The sequence below is a fragment of the Bradyrhizobium canariense genome, from assembly GCF_018130465.1.
Classification (GTDB): domain Bacteria; phylum Pseudomonadota; class Alphaproteobacteria; order Rhizobiales; family Xanthobacteraceae; genus Bradyrhizobium; species Bradyrhizobium canariense_C.
The window spans coordinates 121,978-139,618 of the sequence record NZ_JAFCKJ010000001.1 but is presented as its reverse complement, the minus strand read 5'-3'; the positions used below and the strand labels follow the sequence as shown (position 1 = coordinate 139,618).

16 protein-coding genes are annotated in these 17,641 nt (G+C 64.5%); 11 read left to right on the top strand and 5 right to left on the bottom strand.

The window, feature by feature from the left end; all coding sequences use genetic code 11:
• Positions 1–27: 27 nt before the first annotated feature.
• Positions 28–900, bottom strand: a complete 873-nt coding sequence (locus JQ591_RS00575) for a DUF308 domain-containing protein (RefSeq protein ID WP_211394098.1) — start codon at positions 898–900, stop codon at positions 28–30.
• Positions 901–1,212: 312 nt separating this feature from the next.
• Between JQ591_RS00575 and JQ591_RS00570 the strand changes: the two genes are divergently transcribed.
• Together JQ591_RS00570 and JQ591_RS00565 are read left to right on the top strand one after the other, a co-directional pair.
• The gene (locus tag JQ591_RS00570; protein WP_211394097.1) at positions 1,213–2,862 is read left to right on the top strand and encodes an ArnT family glycosyltransferase; all 1,650 of its coding nucleotides are present in this window, start codon (positions 1,213–1,215) and stop codon (positions 2,860–2,862) included.
• Positions 2,863–2,974: 112 nt separating this feature from the next.
• Positions 2,975–3,754 carry a class II aldolase/adducin family protein gene (locus JQ591_RS00565; RefSeq protein ID WP_211394096.1) on the top strand — a complete coding sequence of 260 codons (780 nt, stop codon included), beginning with the start codon at positions 2,975–2,977 and terminating at the stop codon, positions 3,752–3,754.
• Between the two features lie 116 nt (positions 3,755–3,870).
• Here the strand turns inward: JQ591_RS00565 and JQ591_RS00560 are convergent, their stop codons facing one another.
• The 4 genes from JQ591_RS00560 to JQ591_RS00545 all read right to left on the bottom strand — a co-directional run bounded on the left by JQ591_RS00560 (position 3,871) and on the right by JQ591_RS00545 (position 9,062).
• Positions 3,871–4,455, bottom strand: a complete 585-nt coding sequence (locus JQ591_RS00560; RefSeq protein WP_211394095.1) for a DUF1349 domain-containing protein — start codon at positions 4,453–4,455, stop codon at positions 3,871–3,873.
• An 80-nt stretch (positions 4,456–4,535) separates the two neighbouring features.
• Positions 4,536–5,930, bottom strand: a complete 1,395-nt coding sequence (locus JQ591_RS00555) for a M20/M25/M40 family metallo-hydrolase (protein ID WP_211394094.1) — start codon at positions 5,928–5,930, stop codon at positions 4,536–4,538.
• Positions 5,931–5,977: 47 nt separating this feature from the next.
• Complete coding sequence (locus JQ591_RS00550; RefSeq protein WP_211394093.1) at positions 5,978–7,300, bottom strand: glycosyltransferase family 87 protein; 1,323 nt, start codon at positions 7,298–7,300, stop codon at positions 5,978–5,980.
• A 133-nt stretch (positions 7,301–7,433) separates the two neighbouring features.
• On the bottom strand, positions 7,434–9,062 hold the full coding sequence (locus tag JQ591_RS00545) for a helicase HerA-like domain-containing protein (RefSeq protein WP_211394092.1): 1,629 nt from the start codon (positions 9,060–9,062) through the stop codon (positions 7,434–7,436).
• Positions 9,063–9,412: 350 nt separating this feature from the next.
• Here JQ591_RS00545 and JQ591_RS00540 point away from each other — a divergent pair, with 350 nt between their 5' ends.
• The 9 genes from JQ591_RS00540 to JQ591_RS00500 all read left to right on the top strand — a co-directional run bounded on the left by JQ591_RS00540 (position 9,413) and on the right by JQ591_RS00500 (position 17,623).
• The gene (locus JQ591_RS00540) at positions 9,413–9,778 is read left to right on the top strand and encodes a DUF2267 domain-containing protein (RefSeq protein ID WP_211394091.1); all 366 of its coding nucleotides are present in this window, start codon (positions 9,413–9,415) and stop codon (positions 9,776–9,778) included.
• Positions 9,779–9,804: 26 nt separating this feature from the next.
• The gene (locus tag JQ591_RS00535; RefSeq protein WP_211394090.1) at positions 9,805–10,212 is read left to right on the top strand and encodes a DUF4332 domain-containing protein; all 408 of its coding nucleotides are present in this window, start codon (positions 9,805–9,807) and stop codon (positions 10,210–10,212) included.
• 274 nt (positions 10,213–10,486) lie between these two features.
• Positions 10,487–11,347, top strand: a complete 861-nt coding sequence (gene folP / locus JQ591_RS00530) for a dihydropteroate synthase (protein ID WP_211394089.1) — start codon at positions 10,487–10,489, stop codon at positions 11,345–11,347.
• On the top strand, positions 11,344–11,712 hold the full coding sequence (gene folB, locus JQ591_RS00525) for a dihydroneopterin aldolase (protein ID WP_211394088.1): 369 nt from the start codon (positions 11,344–11,346) through the stop codon (positions 11,710–11,712). Before folP ends, folB begins: the two co-directional genes overlap by 4 nt.
• A 1-nt stretch (position 11,713) precedes the next feature.
• Positions 11,714–12,205 (top strand): 2-amino-4-hydroxy-6-hydroxymethyldihydropteridine diphosphokinase, encoded by a 492-nt coding sequence (gene folK / locus JQ591_RS00520; RefSeq protein ID WP_211394087.1) that lies wholly within the window; start codon positions 11,714–11,716, stop codon positions 12,203–12,205.
• Positions 12,206–12,286: 81 nt separating this feature from the next.
• Positions 12,287–14,158 (top strand): methylmalonyl-CoA mutase family protein, encoded by a 1,872-nt coding sequence (locus tag JQ591_RS00515; protein WP_211394086.1) that lies wholly within the window; start codon positions 12,287–12,289, stop codon positions 14,156–14,158.
• Positions 14,155–14,619 (top strand): GFA family protein, encoded by a 465-nt coding sequence (locus JQ591_RS00510; protein ID WP_211394085.1) that lies wholly within the window; start codon positions 14,155–14,157, stop codon positions 14,617–14,619. Before JQ591_RS00515 ends, JQ591_RS00510 begins: the two co-directional genes overlap by 4 nt.
• Before the next feature lie 23 nt (positions 14,620–14,642).
• Positions 14,643–16,799 (top strand): methylmalonyl-CoA mutase, encoded by a 2,157-nt coding sequence (gene scpA, locus JQ591_RS00505; protein ID WP_211394784.1) that lies wholly within the window; start codon positions 14,643–14,645, stop codon positions 16,797–16,799.
• 53 nt (positions 16,800–16,852) lie between these two features.
• Positions 16,853–17,623 carry an RsiV family protein gene (locus JQ591_RS00500; protein ID WP_211394783.1) on the top strand — a complete coding sequence of 257 codons (771 nt, stop codon included), beginning with the start codon at positions 16,853–16,855 and terminating at the stop codon, positions 17,621–17,623.
• Positions 17,624–17,641: the final 18 nt, after the last annotated feature.

Sequence of the window (17,641 nt, the reverse complement as noted above, 5' to 3'; positions counted from 1 at the left end):
CGCAGCAGGACTTGGACGCGTCAGGTCTCAGGACCGCTGGTCGAGATGGGACCGCAACTCGTCGATCGAGGCAAAGCGCATCATGCCCTCCGGCATCTGCGCTTCGATCGAGCCGTCGGAATAGAGCGAATAGGCCATGCCGTCGACGATGCCGGATTTGAGCACCGTCACGGGCGCCTGCTCGGCCGCTGGCGCCGGCTCGGGTGCAGGCGGCGGAGCAGCCTCCGCGAAGGTCGACGGCGAGCGTGGTGGCGGGCGCCGCGAGGCGGCCGGCGGCTCCGGGGGCCTCATACGGCCCGGCTTCGGCCAGGCGTCGTCAAAGCTCGCAGGCGGAATGTCCGGTGCGTCAGGCGCTGCTGTCGGCTCGGCATGCGGCAGCGGCGGCACGCCCTCGCCGGTCTTCGCCTCCGCGCGCTCGCGCTCCTTGCGGGAGGTCGACGCGAACAGCAGGTTGCGTCGGCGCGGCGGTTCCGGAACCTCAGGCGGGGTCGGAACTTCCGGCTCCGGCGGCGGCTCGACGCGCGGACGCTCGCGCGCGGCTGCTTCGTTCTGCCACGGCGGCGGGCCTGCGGTCGGCAATGGCGGCGCCGCCTCGATCTTCCCTGCGCCCGGCGGCTCAGCCACGGCGGCAGGCGTTCCAGGCATCCCGAGACCCGGCAGCACGGGCCTGACCCGAACCTCGGGCGATGCGATTGATCCAGCCAGCCGGCGGGCAATGCCCTTCAGTTCGGCGACCACGACATAGAGGCCGGCCAGTAACATTCCGGAGCAGACGCCAATGGTGCCGGACATTATGAGGGTGCTGCCGAGACTGAATTCCCTGACGGTGAAGCCGAACAGGATCGCAAGGAGGCCCGCCAAAACGGCGAAAATCCCTGCGATCAACAATGCCAACGCCATCGAACTCACCCCCGGCCGCGCAGCCATACGCGACACTCGTCACGCCACGATACCGTCATACCGTGTTCCACGCCAACGTCGAATTGCAGCCTGCGTTCCTAAAGGGAAGGAAATCAGGGACTTATTCACATTCCCTTCAGCTACGGTTCGGTACTTCTAAGCGCTCTCAAGCTGGTAGGATTTGCTGCGTCGCATCAGGAATTTAGCCATAATGCCCAATTACTTGGTAATGGAACTGCGCTATAGGGATTCCGGGGAGCAGGCCCGCGCGCGCCAGCAGGGTCAAGAGGGGATTCCGGGTCACCAATAGCCATGACATCCATCACGACTTCGGCGATCGACACGCCTCTGCGGCGCTCGGTTGAACGGACTTGCGACGATCTCGCCATGCTGGTGCTGGCTGCGGTCGCCGTCATTGCAGGCTTGACCTTCCGCGACTACGGGCTCGGCTGGGACGACTACACCCACGCCGAATATGCCGACCTGCTGCTGCGCATGTTCGGTTCCGGTTTTAAGGACACCGCGGCACTGTCCTTCGCCAACCTCTATATGTATGGCGGCGGCTTCGACATGGTCGCGGCCCTCCTGCACAAGGTGATTCCGCTCGAGCTGTTCGAGACGCGCCGTCTGGTCGGCGCCGTCGTCGGCGTGATCGGACTTGCGGTGACGTGGCGGCTCGGCCGCCGTGTCGGTGGCCCCCTTGCGGGACTTGCCTCTCTCTTGCTGCTCGCGCTCTGCCCGATCTTCTACGGCCACATGTTCATGAACCCGAAGGATGCGCCCTTCGCGGTGGCCATGATCATCCTGATGCTGGGTCTCGTCCGCCTCGCCGAGGAATATCCGCAGCCTTCGCCGCGCACGATCCTCATCGTCGGCCTTGGTGCCGGCCTCTCGCTCGGCACCCGAATCCTCGGCGGCCTTGCGCTGGTCTACGCCGTGATCGGCTTCATGCCGCTGTTCCTGGAGGAACTGCGCAACGAGGGCCTGCGCGAGTCGGTCCGCCGCTTCGCTCATGTCGTCTACGTGCTGCTGCCCGGCCTCGTGCTCGGCTACCTCGTGATGGGGCTGATCTGGCCGTGGTCGATCATGGAGCCCGGCAATCCCTTCGAGGCTCTGACCTACTTCTCGCACTTCTTCGAGAAGCCCTGGAAGGAGATGTTCGACGGCGCGATCGTATCCGTGCCCGACATGCCCTGGTCCTACCTGCCGACGCTGTTCGCGCTTCAGTTGCCCGAGGTGATGCTGGTGCTGATGTTCGGCGCCGTGATCGGCACCTTCGCGCTGCTGCCGCGCCGCGAGGTTCCCGCCCGCCGCAAGACCATCCTGCTGATGCTCACGCTCGCAGCGACGCTGCCGCTGGCGATCGCGATGGTGAAGCGGCCGGCGCTGTACAACGGCATCCGCCATTTCGTCTTCGTGATCCCGCCGATGGCGGTGCTTGGCGGCGTCGCCTTTGCCCGGGCCATGGAGCGCCTGCGCGCCAATCACCGCACCTGGCAGCCGGTCGTGCTCGCGACCTTCTGCTTTGGCCTTGCGCTCTCGCTCGCCGAGATGATCCGGCTGCATCCCTATCAATACACGCACTTCAACCACATCGCCGGCACCGTCCGCGGTGCCGACGACCGCTTCATGCTGGATTATTGGGGTCTGGCGCTGAAGCAGGCCTCCGACGAATTGCGCGAGCAGCTGGTCGAACGCCAGGAAGTGCCGCCGCGCAACCGCAAATGGAAGGTCGCCGTGTGCGGTCCGCAGCGGCCCGCCCAGGTCGCGCTCGGCCCCGACTTCACCATCGGCTGGGATTCCAATGCTGCCGATTTCGCCATGACGCTCGGTGAGTTCTACTGCAAGGGCCTCACCGCGCCCGTGCTGGTCGAGATCAAGCGCGACGACGTGGTGTTCGCCCGCGTCTACGACATCCGCGGCAGCAGCATTTCCAGCCTGCTCTCGATCCCGGCACCGTAATAATTTTCCCCATGCGGGCTACGCTTGACTGCCGCGCTTTCAGCGCCTTGCCGCCGGCCATCACCGAGACTACGCTCCCTCCCCGCAACAACGAAGTTCGGAGAGATCAGCCATGTCGCCAGCGGAAGCGCGCCTGAAGGAAGTACCGTCGAACATGACGGAGGCCGAGTGGCAGCAACGGGTCAATCTCGCCGCCTGCTATCGCCTCGTCTCGCTCTACGGCTGGGACGACCTGGTCGACACCCACATCTCCGCGCGCGTCCCCGGCCCCGACCATCATTTCCTCATCAACCCCTACGGGCTGATGTTCGACGAGATCACGGCGTCGAGCCTCGTCAAGGTCGATCTGCATGGCAACCAGCTCTCCGAGAGCGAGTACACCATCAACCCCGCCGGCTTCACCATCCACTCGGCGATCCACGAGGCGCGCGAGGACGCGATCTGCGTGCTGCATCTCCACACCCTCGACGGCACCGCGGTGTCGAGCAGCGCCGAAGGCCTGCTGCCGCTGAACCAGACCGCCCAGCTCGTCACCCACGACCTCGCCTATCACGACTACGAAGGCATCGCGCTCGACCACGACGAGCGGCCACGGCTGCAGAAGGATCTCGGCGACCACAACCACATGCTCTTGCGCAACCATGGCACGCTGACGGTCGGCCGCTCGGTCGCCTCGGCCTTCGAGCGCATGTATCACCTCGAGCGCGCCTGCTCGATGCAGGTGCGTACGCGCGCGCTGGGCACGCCGGTCTATCCGGTCGACGATGTCGCGATCGACAAGAACACCGAGCTGCTCGCCAACCGCGACCGTGCCGAGCTGCGCGCCACCAACCTCGTGTGGCCGCCGCTGCTGCGCAAGCTGGACCGCGAGCTTCCGGGCTACCGGTCTTGAGATTTTCGGGATTTGGTGTAGGGTAGCGGTCAACTAACCTCTACGCCTTTTGGAATGAAACGCCGCCCAATTCCGGGCGGCGTTTTTATTTGAAAGCAACGCGCTGGGCAGCTCCCTTAGCTCAGATCGTGCAAATGCCTGCCAAGCGGCGGCGACAGACGGAAGCTTGTGAACAGAACCTTCAGCCCATCCCGCTCGGGTGTGCAGGCCATTGGCCCGACAAGATAGCAGCTTGCCCTTGGGAATGGAGCCAGCCGCATCAGCGGCCAAAGTTTGCCGTCAGCCGAAATCTGCAAGCGAAGCACACCCTTGTCGACGGTTGCGCGAACCCAAAAATCGCTGGCATCGTGTTGATACGGTGCAGTCGTCCAGTCGGAACGCTCGTCGGTCAACACGCTCCCAAGCATGGCGCGTCCGTCCGAGAACTCAATCCCGGCCTTAACCCAATGCCGCTCGTCGATGCGAACCATGATGCCTGCTTGATCGTAGAGTTCGCGGAAGTCGCTCTGAACGTGTAGTTCGGCGGTGAAGGCCTCGCCAGTCGGAAAACCAAGAAAGTGTCCACTGTCGCGATTGAAGCCATAATGCGTCGCGCGCCAGAAATCGCTGCCGTTGTCGGTAACGATTTGAAGGCTGTCGTCTTCTGCGGCCCATCTCTTCGGTTCGTTCAGCCACACACCGTCGGTTCTGCCGAGAATCATTTCAAACCTCGATGGAACGTTGGCGGTGCCCAGACTCTGTCGAAGATAGCATTTTGCAGAATGTCAGCTTGCAAGCCCCCCTACTTCACCTCCGCCAGCGCCGCGAGGATGCGCGCCCACGAACGGATGCCTTTCTGGAAGCTGCGGAGGTCGTACTTCTCGTTCGGCGAATGGATGTTGTCGTCGTCGAGCCCGAAACCGACGAGCAGCGAGTCGAGCCCCAGCGTGCGCTTGAAGTCTGCGACGATCGGGATCGAGGCGCCGGAGCCCATCAGCACGGTCTCCTTGCCCCATTCCTCCGTCAGCGCGGTCTTGGCCGCGGCGAGCGGCTTCATGTTCCAGTCGAGCGCGATCGCAGGCCCGGCGGAATGGTCGCCGAACTCGACCTTGCAATCGCCCGGAATCCGCGCCGACACATACTCGCGGAAAGCCTTGCGGATCTTCGCGGGATCCTGGCCTTCGACCAGGCGGAACGAGACCTTGGCAGATGCATGCGACGGGATCACCGTCTTGGAGCCCTCGCCGATATAACCGCCCCAGATGCCGTTGACGTCGCAGGTCGGACGCGTCGAGGCCTGCTCGATCAAGAGCCGGCCCTTCTCACCGGCCGGGAGTGAGAGCCCAATGGGCTTGAGGAACGTATCCGGCGTGAAGTCGAGCTTCTTCCACTGCGCGAGAATATCCGGCGGCGTATCCTTCACCCCGTCATAGAAGCCAGGAATGGTGATGCGGTTGTCATCGTCGAACAGCCCGCCGAGAATTCTGGTCAGCACCCGGATCGGGTTCATCGCGCTGCCGCCGAACACGCCGGAATGCAGGTCGCGATTGGCGGCGGTGATCTTGAGCTCCTCATAGAGCAGGCCGCGCAACGAGGTCGTGATCGCCGGCGTATCGCGGTCCCACATCCCGGTGTCGCAGACCAGCACGTAGTCCGCCCTAAACTCGTCCTTGTTGGCTTCGATGAAGGGCACGAAGTTCTTCGAGCCGACTTCTTCCTCGCCTTCGATCAGGAAAGTGACGTCAATCGGCAGCGACCCCGTCACCTTCTTCCAGGCACGGCAGGCCTCGACGAAGGTCATGACCTGGCCCTTGTCGTCTTCGGCGCCGCGCGCGACGATGATCTTGCGGCCGTCGGCATGGTCGGTCACGACAGGCTCGAATGGCGGACGGTGCCAGAGATCAAGCGGATCGACCGGCTGCACATCATAGTGGCCGTAGAACAGCACATGCGGCCGGCCGCCCGCGACGCTCTTGCCGACGACCGCGGGATGGCCGGCGGTCGTCCTCACTTCAGTCGCAACGCCGAGGCTCGCGATGTCCTTGGCAAGATGCTCGGCCGCCGCCTTGCAATCGGCCGCGAAGGCCGGATCGGCGGAGATCGACTTGATCCGCAACAGCGAGAACAGACGCTCCAGGCTGTTGTCAAACTCCTTGTCGATGTGGTCGAGCACGGATTGAAGCTGCGCATTGGCCATGGTCGTATTCCCTACTTTTCATGTCTCAAGAAATCGGGGTCTCAAGATTACTGCGCTTTTAGCCCTGCCGCGGCGTCGGAGCTAGCCGCGACGGGCGGATGCCGGATGTGCCATCCGAGCGCACCTGCGAGGATCGCCGTGGCGACGAGGTTATTGCCCCAGGCCTGGAAGACATTGGGAAACCACGGCAGCGCCAGCAGCATGAGGACGCCGGCGGCGCCAAGGGCGAGCCAGGTTCCCAGGCGTACGTTCGCCCGCTCGTCGAAGGCGGCACGATGCATCAGCACGGTCATCGGGAAAAACAGCCACATGAAGTAGTATTGCCGCGCCAGGGGCGATGCCACCGTCATCAGGCAGAACAGGATGCCGAGCTCCTCGGCGTCCGAGCGCGCCGTACGCCGCGCTTGCCGTGGCATGACCGCGACGAAACCGAGTCCGAGCAACGCCGACAGCGCCAGCACGATCCAGTTCGCCGTCCTGTAATCGACGTCGATGACATTCATCGTGCGCGGCGGCTTGTTGGGATCCTCCTGATTGTAGTTGATTGGCCGGACCAGCCGGTGCGTGACAGCAATGAGTGACTGGTTCACCCACGACCAGTTCTGCTCGTCGCGCTGGCCAAATCCCTTTTCAGAGCTCGACCCGACCATGCCCTGATACCAGGTCTTGAGCTCGGCGGCGTTGCGCTCGAAGCCGCGAATGGGTGCCGGCACCACATAGAGAAGCAAGCCGGTGAAGGCGACCGTAGCGACGGCGGCCGCCCACTTCCGCCGCCAGACCAGATAGGGCAGCACCGCAATGGGAAACACCTTGATGGCGGTGGCGAGCGCGAACATGAAGCCTGCGAGCCAGGAGCGCTGATGCTGCAAGCTCCAGAAGCCGTAGAGCATCATCGCCAGCAAGACGAGGTTCGGCTGGCCAAGATCGAACATGTCGAACACGAAGGTCACGGTGACGAGAGCGGGCAGCGCCTCCAGCCAGGGTCCAGGCCTGCGGCCCGAACCGGTCATGGCATTGGAGAGCATCCCGGTGTACCACCACGCCGCAATATTCAGGATCGACAGCACGGTGTAGAGCGCGATCTTGCCGAACCAGCTCGGGATCGCCAGCAGGATCGCCGGCAGCGGTGGGTAGATGAACTCGAAGTACTCACGGATGTCGGCGGGATAGAGCGGCCCACCCTGCAAGACCTGCTGCCCGGCCCAGTACCACAGGCCGTAATCCTTGGTCTTGCCGTGCCCGAAGATCTCGGGACCGAGAACGTCGGCAGCCAGGATGAAGCAGCAGAGCAGGAAGAGCAGGTCGAGCGGCGCACGCAGCGACAGGGTTCGGAATGCGCCGGGTCGGACGAAAGATTCAGGTGAGGTCACGATTTGGTCCAGTCAGGGGCCATAGCACCTAGCAGACCGACGGACGCTTGGAGAGTCCTGTTCACCCGAATTTGTACCCGCCGCGCACAGGCGGCGGGTTTCCCGACGAATTGCCTCAAACGAGGCTTTCTGCCTACCTGCGCAGCAAGCCGCCGAGCGCGCCGCGGACCAGCGTGCGGCCGATCGAGCCACCAAGCTGTCCGGCGACCGACTTGCCGATATTGGCGGCCATCCCCCCGATCACCTGATTGGTGACCGATCGGGTCATGTCGCGCGCGATGACCTGGCCCGTCGAGAGGCGGCCGCGCTTGACGTTGGTGCCGAAGATGGTGCCGACTATCGAGCCGATCTGGCCGAGGATGCCACCGCCTCCTATTCCGCCAGCCGCGCCGGGATCGGCAGTCGCAGCCGTGCCGGCAATGCGCTTCTGGATCATCTCGTAGGCGGACTCCGCATCAACGGCGGTGTCGTATTTGCCCTTCACCGGGCTTGCATCCATGATCGCCTTGCGCTCTTCCGGCGTGATCGGTCCGATCCGGGCCGATGGCGGCCGGATCATCACCCGCTCGACCATCGCCGGCGTGCCGTTGCCTTCGAGAAAGGACACCAGCGCCTCGCCCTTGCCGAGCTCCATGATCACCTTGGCAGTGTCGAGCTTCGGGTTGGGCCGGAAGGTCTGGGCCGCGGCGGCGACCGCCTTCTGGTCGCGCGGGGTGAAGGCGCGGAGCGCGTGCTGCACCCGGTTGCCCAATTGTCCGAGCACACGGTCGGGCACGTCGACAGGGTTTTGCGTCACGAAATAGACGCCGACGCCCTTGGAGCGGATCAGGCGCACCACCTGCTCGATCTTGTCCATCAGCGCCTTAGGCGCGTCGTTGAACAGCAGATGCGCCTCGTCGAAGAAGAAGACCAGCTTCGGCTTGGGCAGGTCGCCGGCCTCGGGCAGCTCCTCGAACAGTTCTGACAGCATCCACAGCAGGAACGTCGCGTAAAGCCGCGGGCTCTGGAGCAGCTTGTCGGCGACGAGAATGTTGACCATGCCGCGGCCGTCGCGGTCGGTCTTCATGAAGTCTTTCAGCGTCAGCGCCGGCTCGCCGAAGAATTTGGTGCCGCCCTGGTTCTCCAGCACCAGAAGCTGGCGCTGGATAGTGCCGACAGTGGCCTTGGTCACGTTGCCAAAACCCTGCGCCGCCTTCTTGATCTCGGCAAGCGGACTCTCCTCGGCATCCGCCCCCTTCTTGCCGGCATCGGGCACGATGGCATCGAGCAGCGCGCGCAGATCCTTCATGTCGATCAGCGTCAGCCCGTTGTCGTCGGCGACGCGGAAGGCGACGTTGAGCACGCCTTCCTGCACGTCGTTCAGGTCGAGCATGCGTGCGAGCAGCAGCGGGCCCATTTCCGTGACGGTCGCCCGCACCGGGTGGCCCTGCTCGCCGAACACGTCCCAGAACACCGTCGAGAACTGGTCGGGCTGGAACGTCAGGCCCATCGCGGTGGCGCGCTTGACGATGAAGTCCGCGGGCACGCCAACCTCGGAGATGCCGGAGAGGTCGCCCTTGATGTCGGCCGCGAAGACCGGAACACCGGCGCGCGCAAATCCCTCTGCCATCACTTGCAGCGACACCGTCTTGCCGGTTCCGGTTGCACCCGTGACGAGGCCGTGGCGATTGGCGAACGCCAGCGCCAGCCATGCCTGCTCGTCTCCCTTGCCGACGAAGATCTTGTCGTCGGTGTCGCCGAGCTTGCTGTCCTGTGCGGTCATTATTCTCTCTGATCTCTCTGCCGTGTTTCGCGTGTCGAAACTCGAATGCTCCAGTTCCGTAGTTTAACGCATGTCGCGCGCCGATTAAAACCATTCAACGCGCGCCAAGCATGCGACATTGCCGGAAACATATGGGCGACATCAGCCGAAAGTAGGAACGGATACATTCGCACCGCGGCATTTTTTCGCCGATTCCATCTCCGCTCTTGCATCGCTGCAACACTTGTCGCGCGTTCGAGAATGAATCGGAACGTTGGTGGCGTTCATTGCTTGTATTTCACATCGCACCGGCTCAAGATCATTTTCGAAAACAATACTCCGGCATGTGAACCGGCTGAGGGGCAGGCCATATGGACGAGCTGATCGGACGGCTGGCGACAAACGCCAGCATAGATAGTGCTGTCGCTGAAAAGACCGTCGGCATTATCCTGGGCTTCCTCCGCAACGAGGGTCCTTCCGACACCGTCCAGGTACTGATCGACCAGATTCCAGGTGCAGAAGCGGCGATCGAGGCGTCCGGCAGCGGCGGGGGACTGTCGCGGCTGATGGGCGGCGGCCTGATGGCGCTCGGCACGCGCCTGATGGGCCTGGGACTTGGCATGTCCGAGATTCAGAACGTCGCCCGTGAACTTTTTCGCTTCGGCCGAGACAAAATCGGAGCGGATCAGATGGGCAAGATCATCGCGGGGACCCCAGGCCTCAGCCAGTTCGCCTGAAGCTTGCGCATTTCACATCGAGTATCATGACATATCCGATCTCCGAGATTGAGGGCCTGTCGACCTTTGCCGCCAACAAGTTGAAGGCGCAAGGTATCCGCACCACCGATGCGCTGCTCGAGGCGGCCTCGACCGTGAAGGGCCGCAAGGCGCTCTCCGCCAAGACCGGCATCAGCGAGCAGTTGCTGCTAGAATGGGCCAACGTCTCCGACTACATGCGCATCCCCGGCATGGGCAGGGCCAAGGTCGGCCTGGTCCGCGCCGCCGGCGTCACCACCGTGCGCGAACTCTCCTATCGAAATCCGGCAAGGCTCGCCCAGAGCATGCGGGATGCCAACGAGAAGAAAAAGCTCCTCCGCATCCTGCCCTCGGAGAAATCGGTCGGCGACATCATCGCCAAGGCGAAGAAGCTGCCGCCGAAGATTTCGTATTAGCTCTGCCGCTCTCCGCATACGGATTGCCGCGCTACTCTCTCGGCATCGTTTTGCCCGATGGGCAACAATGCCCCCCCAACTCCGCCGTCATACCCCGCGAAAGCGGGGTATCCAGTACGCCGCGGCTCCTCCGTATCGCGGCACCGTCTCTGGAATACTGGATTGCCCGCTTTCGCGGGCAATGACAGCGAGGGTGTGCGACGCCGTCCCCAAACGCTGACAACGCACCCCTTCCCGTCTTGACTCCCCCTCCCCGACCGCTAAAGCGGGCCGCATGAATGCCTCGCCCTCCCCATCCGTCCCGGCGGCCGGTTCAGTCGGGCCTGACGTGCTGCGGACGCTGCTGGAGCGGCCGATCCCGGCGATCATGGGCGTGCTCAACGTCACCCCGGATTCATTCTCCGACGGCGGCGAATTCATCGCGCCCGAGCAGGCGCTCGCGCGGGCACGGGCGATGATCGAGGCCGGGGTCGACATCATCGATATCGGTGCCGAGTCCACCCGGCCCTACAAGGGCGCCCGACCGGTCACGGCGGAAGACGAGCTGGCGCGGCTGAGGCCGGTGCTGGCGGGCATCGTGGCGCTCGGCGTGCCCGTCTCGATCGACAGCATGAAGGCGGAGGTGGTGGCCTTCGCGCTCGCCCAGGGCGCGGCGATCGCCAACGACGTTTGGGGCCTGCAACGCGACGCCGGCATGGCGCCGATGGTGGCCGCCAAGGGCGTCCCCGTTATCGTCATGCACAACCGCGACAGCGTCGATCCCGCCATCGACATCGTCGTGGACATGAAAGCGTTCTTCCTGCGCTCACTCGACATCGCCGCCAAAGCCGGCATCGCGCGCGAAAAAATCGTGCTCGATCCCGGCATCGGCTTCGGCAAGACCGCCGAGCAGAGCATGACCGCGCTGGCGCGACTCGGCGAGCTTGCCGTGTTCGGCCTGCCAATCCTCGTTGGTGCCTCGCGAAAACGCTTCATCGCCTCGGTGTCGCCGTCGGAGCCGAAAGAGCGGCTCGCCGGCTCGATCGCCGCGCATCTGATCGCCGCACAGCGCGGCGCGAAAATCATCCGGACCCATGACGTCGCCGAGACCTTGCAGGCCCTGCGAGTGGCGCACGCAATCGAGAGCAAGCAATGACCGATACGATCTTCGTGAGCGGCCTGTCGATCCACGCCCGCCACGGCGTGATGGATCACGAAACAGAAGTCGGCCAGCGCTTTGTCATCGACCTCGAGCTCTATACCGACCTGTCGGAGCCTTCGCGCAGCGACCGGCTCGCCGATACGGTGTCTTACGCCGAAGTGGTGGCGACCACGACCGCGGCGTTCAAGAACACCAATTACAAGCTGCTGGAGCGCGCGGCCGGCGCGGTCGCCGATGCCATCCTGTCGCACTTCCCGCGCATCCGCGCCGTGAAGATCACCGTGCACAAGCCGCATGCTCCGATCGCCGCGATCTTCGACGATGTCGGCATCATGCTGACACGCGCGCGGCACCCCTGACATGGCGAGCGTCCTCATTGCACTCGGCGGCAATGTCGGTGATGTCCGCGCGACGTTCGGAAAGGCGATCGCCCATATCTGCGGCATGGCGCAGGCCGCGTTGATCGCGCGCTCCTCCGACTACACGACCCCGCCCTGGGGCGACGAGGACCAGGCTCCCTTCATCAATGCCTGCGTCGAGATCGAGACCGACCTCGATCCGCACGCGCTCTTGTTCGTGATGCAGAAGGTCGAGCAGAAATTCGGCCGCACACGGGACAAGGAGCGGCAATGGGGGCCGCGCACGCTCGATCTCGACATGATCGCCTATGACGATGTCAGTTTCCAGAAGCCCGACCTGACGCTACCGCACCCACGCCTGTTCGAGCGCGCCTTCGTGCTGGTGCCGCTGGCCGAAATCGCGCCGGACCGCGTGATCTCGGGCATTCGTGTGCGTGACGGTCTCGCCAGCGTCTCGACGCAAGGCATTGAGCGGCTTCCGGATACCGGTTAACCAAAAACAACCGTTTGCAGGGACGGCCGGCCGTGGCAATTTCGCCTGCGAACAACAAGATTTTCGGGAGCCCCTCGCCGCATGACCTCCGCGACTGACGACCTGCCGCTGGCGGCGGATTTTCCCAAGGCGACCGTCGAAGACTGGCGCAAGCTGGTCGATGGCGTGCTGAAGGGCGCGCCGTTCGAGAAGCTGGTCGGCAAGACTTATGACGGAATCAAGATCGATCCGCTCTATCCGCGCGCCAAAGGCGTTGCGCCCGTGGTGGGGCGGCCGGCGGCGGCGCCCTGGCAGATCATGCAGCGGATCGACCATCCCGATGCAAGTGCGGCGAATGCGCAGGCACTGACCGATCTCGAAAATGGCGCGACGGGGCTCGCGCTGGTGTTCGCCGGCGGCAATGGCGCTCACGGTTTCGGGCTGGAACCGACCGCAGACGCGGTCGCAAAGATCTTGCAGGACGTCCATCTCGATGCCCGCATCGGCCTCGAGCTTCAGGTCGGTCCGCAATCGCGGATGGCCGCGATCCATGTCGCGGAATATGTGAAGAGCAAGGGCATCGATCCCGCGGCCTGCGACATCCGCTTCGGGCTCGACCCGCTCGCGGCCGGCGCGGTGTGGGGCCACAGCCCCTACACCTGGGACGAAATCGTTCCGGCCGTCACCGGCGGGATCAAGGGCCTCGCCGCGCTCGGCTTCAAGGGACCGTTCGCGTCCGCTGACGGACGCGTGATCCACGATGCCGGCGGCTCCGAGGTGCAGGAGCTTGCTTTCGTGCTCGCCTGCGGCATCGCTTATTTGCGCGCGATCGAAAGCGCGGGCGTTCCGCTGGAGCAGGCGCAGGGCATGGTCTATGCGCGGGTGGCCGCGGATGCAGACCAGTTCCTCACCATGGCAAAATTCCGCGCATTGCGGCTGCTGTGGGCACGCATCGAGACGGCGTGCGGGCTCACGCCAAAACCACTGTTCGTCGCAGCAGATACCGCCTGGCGCATGCTGACGCAGCGCGATCCCTATGTGAACATGCTGCGCGCGACCATGGCGACGTTCGCGGCCGGACTCGCCGGCGCCAACGCGATCACCGTGCTACCGCACACGCTGGCGCTCGGCCTGCCCGATCCGTTCGCGCGGCGCGTGGCGCGCAACACGCAAGCCGTGCTGCTGGAGGAAAGCAACCTCGCCAAGGTCAGCGATCCCGCGGCGGGCGCAGGCGGCATCGAGACGCTGACGGCGCAGCTCTGCGACGCGGCCTGGGCGCTATTCCAGGAGAGCGAGAAAGCCGGCGGCGCCTTCGCTGCGCTTCAGCAGGGCCTGTTCCAGAGCAAGGTCGCAGCCGCGCGAAAGGCCCGCGACGCCAATATCGCAAAGCGCCGCGATGTGCTGACCGGCGCCAGCGAGTTTCCGAACCTGCACGAGAGCGAAACGGCAGTGCTGAAGGCGACGCCGGTCGCGCTCGCACCTTATGGCGAGCAAAAATACAAGTTCGACGCGCTGCCGCCGATCCGGCTGGCGGAACCGTTCGAGGCGCTGCGCGATAAATCCGATGCGGCGTTGAAGGCACGCGGCACGCGGCCAAAAGTGTTCTTGGCCAATCTCGGCACGCCCGCCGATTTCACGGCGCGGGCGACCTTTGCCAAAAGCCTGTTCGAGACCGGCGGCATCCAGGCCGTCGATAGCGAGGGCTTTACCGATCCGGCCCAGTTAGCCGCCGCCTTCAAGGCGTCTGGCGCCGGGCTCGCCTGCCTTTGTTCCAGCGACAAGGTCTATGCGGAACACGCCGAAGCCGCGGCACGGGCCCTGCAAACCGCCGGGGCGCGACTTATCTATCTGGCAGGCCGCCCGACCGATGCCGAGGCGGCGCTGCATGCAGCCGGCGTCACCGGCTTCGTCTTCGCCGGAGGCGATGCGCTTGCGACGCTGCAAGACACGTATCGACGGATGGAGCAGCCATGACGGAAGCAGGCAAACCCGTTCTCGCCGGCGGCTGCCAATGCGGCGCGGTCCGCTTTGCGCTGACGGTAGCACCCAACAAGGTTTCGATCTGCCACTGCCGGATGTGTCAGAAGGCCAGCGGCGCGCCGTTCGCCTCTTTTGCCGACATCAACAAGACGGACTTTGCTTGGACCAAGGGGACGCCGTCGTTCTTTCGTTCCTCCTCCATCGCCGAACGTGGCTATTGCGCCGCCTGCGGCACGCCGCTGAGTTTTGGCCGCATCGACGGCGACCGGATCGAGATCATGACCGGCGCGTTCGACCGTCCTGACCACGTAGTGCCGACACGGCAGTTCGGGACCGAGTCCCGTCTCGGCTGGGTGGTTGGGATCGCCAACCTGCCGAGCCAGACCACGCAGCAGAATTACGGACCGGAGAAGATGGCGACCATCGTCAGCCATCAGCATCCGGATCATGATTGAGCGCCTATGATATGGTTGAAACCATGAGCCGCATTCCGAACTTCGCCGATATCGCCTTCGAGCGAGCCGCCACCGCCGCGCCGGCCGGCAGCGCCGAGCCGTGGCTGACGCCCGAGGGCATCCTGGTGAAGCCCGCTTATAGCGAGGCCGATCTGGCCGGGCTCGACTTCCTCGAGACCTATCCGGGTATCGCGCCTTACCTGCGCGGCCCCTACCCGACCATGTATGTCAACCAGCCCTGGACCGTGCGGCAATATGCCGGCTTCTCCACGGCGGAGGATTCCAACGCGTTCTACCGCCGCAACCTCGCGGCCGGACAGAAGGGCCTCTCGGTCGCGTTCGACCTCGCCACCCATCGCGGCTATGACAGCGACCATCCGCGCGTCGGCGGCGACGTCGGCATGGCCGGCGTTGCCATCGATTCCATCTACGACATGCGGACGCTGTTCGCGGGGATTCCGCTCGACCAGATGAGCGTGTCCATGACCATGAACGGCGCGGTGCTGCCGATCCTCGCGCTCTATGTCGCTGCCGCGGGCGAACAGGGCGTGGCGCCGGAAAAGCTCTCAGGGACCATTCAGAACGACATTCTGAAAGAGTTCATGGTGCGCAATACCTATATCTACCCGCCCGCGCCCTCGATGCGGATCATCTCGGACATTTTTGCGTACACCTCGCAAAAAATGCCGAAATACAATTCGATCTCGATCTCCGGTTATCACATGCAGGAGGCCGGCGCGACGCAGGACCTCGAGCTCGCCTATACGCTGGCCGATGGCGTCGAATATCTGCGTGCCGGTCTTGCCGCCGGTCTCGATGTCGACCGCTTCGCGCCGCGCCTGTCGTTCTTCTGGGCGACCGGCATGAACTTCTTCATGGAAGTCGCCAAGATGCGCGCCGCGCGGCTGCTCTGGGCGAAGCTGCTGAAGCCGTTCAACCCCAGCGATCCGCGCTCGCTGTCACTGCGCACGCATTGCCAGACATCCGGCTGGTCGCTGACCGCGCAGGACGTCTTCAACAACGTGATGCGCACGACGGTGGAAGCGATGGCGGCGACGCAGGGCCACACCCAGTCGCTGCACACCAACGCGCTCGACGAGGCGCTGGCGCTGCCGACGGACTTTTCGGCCCGCATCGCCCGTAACACCCAGCTCTTCCTGCAGCAGGAGAGCGGCACCACCCGCATCATCGATCCCTGGGGCGGCTCGTATTATGTCGAGCGTCTGACGCGCGACCTCGCCGCCAAGGCCTGGGGCCACATCCAGGAGGTCGAGGAGCTCGGCGGCATGGCCAAGGCGATCGAGGCCGGCGTGCCGAAACTGCGCATCGAGGAAGCCTCCGCCAAGACCCAGGCCCGGATCGATGCCGGCAAGCAGGCGGTGATCGGCGTCAACAAGTACAAGCCGACGGACGAAGCTCCGATCGATATCCTCAAGGTCGACAACACCAATGTCCGCCGGCTCCAGATCGACAAGCTGACGCGACTGAAGTCCGAGCGTAACCAGAAGGACGTCGAGGCCGCGCTCGCCGCGCTGACCCGCTCGGCCGGCGAAGGCAACGGAAATCTGTTGGCGCTCGCCATCGATGCCGCGCGCGCGAAGGCTACCGTCGGCGAAATCTCGGACGCGATGGAGAAGGTGTTCGGCCGGCACCGCGCCGAGATCAAGTCCATCACCGGCGTCTACAAGCGGGAGGCGTCCAGCATGGGTAACCGGGTCGAGAAGGTTCAGGCGCTGATCGACGCCTTCGAGGAGGCGGAAGGCCGCCGCCCCCGCATCCTGGTCGCAAAAATCGGCCAGGACGGTCACGACCGCGGCCAGAAGGTGATCGCGTCTGCCTTTGCCGATATCGGCTTCGACGTCGACATCGGGCCGCTGTTCGCGACCGCCGACGAAGCCGCGCGCCAAGCGGTCGAGAACGACGTCCACATCCTCGGCGTCTCCTCGCTCGCCGCCGCCCATCTCACGGCCGTGCCCGAACTGAAAGCCGCGCTGAAGAAGCAGGGCCGCGACGACATCATGATCATCGTCGGCGGCGTGGTGCCGCCGCAGGATTACGCCGCGCTCTATGCGGCCGGCGCCGAGGCGATCTTCCCACCTGGCACCGTGATCGCTGACGCGGCGGAAGAGCTGATCCGCAAGCTGAATGCGCGACTCGGGCATAGCGAGGCAGCGGAGTAGGTCTCCATCGATCTTCGAAAGGATAGTGCGTGATATTTTCCGCGCCAGCGTTCATGCGCGCGCTAGCTGTGGCCGCAGCTTGCAGCGCGTTGTTGGCTACCGCCCATGCCTCCGACCCCAAGCCCGACGCGGTCATCAAGAACAAGAGCATCGAGGCTCGCGTTTTCCTCGATGACAAGATCAAGGCGGATGCGGCGCTGGCGGCCGACTGCCTGACTGAAGGCAAGAAGTGGCTCGACAAGAACGCGGCAGAAGCCGCCGCCTCGCGCAAAGAGGACCCGCAATTCTTCAGGGACGGTGGCTGGGACTTTGAGCGCAAATACGGCATCCGCTCTGTAGCCGCCGACCGCTATGTCAGCGTCCTGCGCAACGACTACATGGACACCCACGGCGCCCATCCCAACTCCGACGTGAACACGGTCCTGTGGGACAAGGCCGAAGGCAAGCGCATCTCCATCCGCCCGTTCTTCACCGAGACCGCCGACAACGGCCCGGCCATGAAGGCAATGGTGAAGGCCGTGATCGCCTCACTGAAGATCGAGAAGAAGAAGCGCGGCGCCAGCGAGACCGCGACCGACGAGTGGTTTAGGGAGCTCGCACCGAGCCTGCTCAAGATCGGCGCGGTGACGCTCGCGCCGTCAACCGACGCGGGCAAGAGTTCCGGTCTCACTTTCCACTACCCGCCCTACGCAGTCGGCCCCTACGCCGAGGGCGAATATGTCGCATTCGTGCCGTGGGAAACGCTGAAGCCTTATCTCACCGCGGAAGGCACCCGCATCTTCGGTGGCTCGCGGCCGAAGGGCGACGAGGACGCGCCGCGGTGACCACGTTGTGAGCAGCGC

Bases quoted from the DNA above. Each gene is read 5' to 3' on its own strand.
- JQ591_RS00575 (WP_211394098.1), bottom strand. From the start codon at position 900: ATGGCGTTGGCATTGTTGATCGCAGGGATTTTCGCCGTTTTGGCGGGC.
- JQ591_RS00570 (WP_211394097.1), top strand. From the start codon at position 1,213: ATGACATCCATCACGACTTCGGCGATCGACACGCCTCTGCGGCGCTCG.
- JQ591_RS00565 (WP_211394096.1), top strand. From the start codon at position 2,975: ATGTCGCCAGCGGAAGCGCGCCTGAAGGAAGTACCGTCGAACATGACG.
- JQ591_RS00560 (WP_211394095.1), bottom strand. From the start codon at position 4,455: ATGATTCTCGGCAGAACCGACGGTGTGTGGCTGAACGAACCGAAGAGA.
- JQ591_RS00555 (WP_211394094.1), bottom strand. From the start codon at position 5,930: ATGGCCAATGCGCAGCTTCAATCCGTGCTCGACCACATCGACAAGGAG.
- JQ591_RS00545 (WP_211394092.1), bottom strand. From the start codon at position 9,062: ATGACCGCACAGGACAGCAAGCTCGGCGACACCGACGACAAGATCTTC.
- JQ591_RS00540 (WP_211394091.1), top strand. From the start codon at position 9,413: ATGGACGAGCTGATCGGACGGCTGGCGACAAACGCCAGCATAGATAGT.
- JQ591_RS00535 (WP_211394090.1), top strand. From the start codon at position 9,805: ATGACATATCCGATCTCCGAGATTGAGGGCCTGTCGACCTTTGCCGCC.
- folP (WP_211394089.1), top strand. From the start codon at position 10,487: ATGAATGCCTCGCCCTCCCCATCCGTCCCGGCGGCCGGTTCAGTCGGG.
- folB (WP_211394088.1), top strand. From the start codon at position 11,344: ATGACCGATACGATCTTCGTGAGCGGCCTGTCGATCCACGCCCGCCAC.
- folK (WP_211394087.1), top strand. From the start codon at position 11,714: ATGGCGAGCGTCCTCATTGCACTCGGCGGCAATGTCGGTGATGTCCGC.
- JQ591_RS00515 (WP_211394086.1), top strand. From the start codon at position 12,287: ATGACCTCCGCGACTGACGACCTGCCGCTGGCGGCGGATTTTCCCAAG.
- JQ591_RS00510 (WP_211394085.1), top strand. From the start codon at position 14,155: ATGACGGAAGCAGGCAAACCCGTTCTCGCCGGCGGCTGCCAATGCGGC.
- scpA (WP_211394784.1), top strand. From the start codon at position 14,643: ATGAGCCGCATTCCGAACTTCGCCGATATCGCCTTCGAGCGAGCCGCC.
- JQ591_RS00500 (WP_211394783.1), top strand. From the start codon at position 16,853: ATGCGCGCGCTAGCTGTGGCCGCAGCTTGCAGCGCGTTGTTGGCTACC.